This window comes from Oleiphilus sp. HI0117, assembly GCF_001635235.1.
Genome location: NZ_LWGA01000972.1, coordinates 1 through 2,383, shown reverse-complemented (window position 1 = coordinate 2,383; position 2,383 = coordinate 1). Strand labels below are relative to the sequence as shown.

General features: G+C 39.9%; 2 protein-coding genes. Both read left to right on the top strand.

Translation table 11 applies throughout. From position 1 onward, the window contains the following. On the top strand, positions 1 to 2,002 hold a 2,002-nt coding region (locus tag A3757_RS17410; protein ID WP_068740006.1), incomplete at its 5' end, for a DNA phosphorothioation-associated putative methyltransferase. A 145-nt stretch (positions 2,003 to 2,147) separates the two neighbouring features. Beyond that, a partial coding sequence (locus tag A3757_RS17405) for a DNA sulfur modification protein DndB (RefSeq protein WP_156506387.1) occupies positions 2,148 to 2,383 on the top strand: 236 nt, incomplete at its 3' end.

Here is a 2,383-nt window from a genome sequence, read left to right as displayed (position 1 = left end):
AGCATTCTTAACGCAAGTCAAATCAATTGAAATTGGTAAACACCTGCCCGAGGCCATCTATTTTCACAAAGATTCATTCGATACTATTGATGGAGTACTGAGAGACTTCTTAATTCGTATCTCTACAGCGATCAAGTTGACCACAGATGAATGGAATGTAGTTAAACTCTATAAACGCAGCTTTAGAATATCTTTTTTAAACTACCCTTCATTCTTTGATGAAGCTTATCCAAGCTTGCACACAAGCAACACCGTAAACTTAGTAGAAAAATCAGTTAAAGAGAGTAAATACACCACATCTGATAATCCTCCCATACTGCACCGCAAAGAATTATTTATTACTGAGGATCACCCTCGTTATGAAGAGTGCTGCCATATAACTCAAGAAGGCGAAGCTGCAGGCTTGTACGACAACACACACATTATCGGATTTAAAAGCTCCTGGGAGCGCTTGATAGAACAAAAAGGTTATACACTTGTAGATGGTCGGCTTTTCAGGCAAGCAGTTGTTACACTTCAAGAAACTGATAACAATAAAGTCATCGACCGCCACAAAACAGCAATTGCGAGAAACGAACTATCAGTTCCTATGAGAAACCTGGCGAAGCACGGATATCTTGATGGTGAGTATTCTGTTTTCGATTATGGTTGTGGTCGCGGAGATGATTTAAGAGAGCTAGAAGCACATGGTATTGACGCAGTTGGTTGGGATCCTAACTTTCGACCTGAAACAGACAAGTTCAATTGTGACCTAGTCAATATTGGATACGTCATTAACGTCATTGAAGATAGAGAGGAGAGAATTGATGCACTTTCAAACGCATTCGCTCTTGCAGACAAGCTCTTGGTCGTTTCAGCAATGCTCGGCTCAGAAAGTTTCATTAGAAGATTCAAACCCTACAAAGATGGTGTCATCACATCTATCAATACCTTTCAAAAATACTACTCACAAGGCGAACTCCAAACATTCATAGAACAAACGCTGGATGAAAATGCTATCCCGGTTGCTCCAGGTATTTTCTTCATATTCAAAGATAAGATTGAAGAGCAGCTGTTCCTAGAGAAGAGGCAACGGAGAACCCATCACTGGAAACAACTTTCCTCACGCCCGCAGGTCAAGCTGGATAAGTTTGAGTTGGTCTTGGAAAAGAATCGCGAGTTATTCGAAAATTTCTGGCAGCAATGTTTATCTTTAGGACGCCTTCCAGCAGCTGAAGAGTTCGAACAATCCCCAAAATTGAAAGAGTTGATTGGTTCACATAAGAAAGTTTTTAATCTCTTACAGAAACGCTTTGATACTACTGATTTTGAAAAATCTCAAGTGGAACGCACCCAAGACCTATCAGTATATTTTGCATTGTCATTCTTTGGTAAACGAAAACCCTATACTCAGCTACCTAAAGAATTACAACTTGATGTCAAAGCCCTATTCGGCAGCTATAACGACGCTAGGGATGTTGGAAAATTCCTCCTTTTCAATATAGCCAAAACGGAAGAAATTGAAGCAGCCTGCCAAAAGACCATTCACCAGATACCTGCTGCTCACCTTATTCCAAGTAAGTCTTTAACATTCCACAAAAAGTTTTTGAACGATTTACCCGTTCTATTAAGAGTATATGTGGGCTGCGCAATGCAATTATATGGCGAACTAGATGAAATAGATCTTATCAAGATACACATTAGATCAGGCAAGTGCTCCTTCATGGGGTATGACGATTTTAGCTCATCTCCAACACCGCCGCTCAGGGAGCGGATCAAGGTTAAATTAGCGGATCAGGACGTCGATTTCTTTGACTATGTTGAAAATTTCCAACCCCCTCCATTATTCGGAAAATCTAAACTAATTGATGACAGCTTTTCTGACTACAAAAAGCAATCAGGGTTTGATAAAAAGCTTTTAAGTATCTTGCAACAACCACTACCCAAAACAGCACCAGAGCTTAAAAAGCTTCTGAATAGTAAGGGATATCAAATTCGAGGATATCGATTCTACAAGGTATAGATGTAATTACTTACGCTAAAAAAAACATTACTATGCAAGCAATAAGCAGCCCTCCCTCAAAATACTTAATATTTTCATTGAACTTCCGGAGACAGGTAGTAGAATTACGTTATTTTTAACGTACCGCTTCTTAGGAAAATTATAAATGGATTCCGGCTACTGCTACTCATTTCCTGCTACTAGAGGCATGCAAGCAGGAAAACCATTTTATATCGCTATGTGCCCAATGCGCATTATTCCTAAAATATTCATCTTCGATGGTGAAGAGGTCCCCCCTCAGTTGAGGGCTCAGCGAAAGCTCAATACTCAGCGAGTCCCTGAGATATCTAAGTACTTAGTCGAGAAACCTACAGATTATGTGCTATCTGCTTTAACTGCATC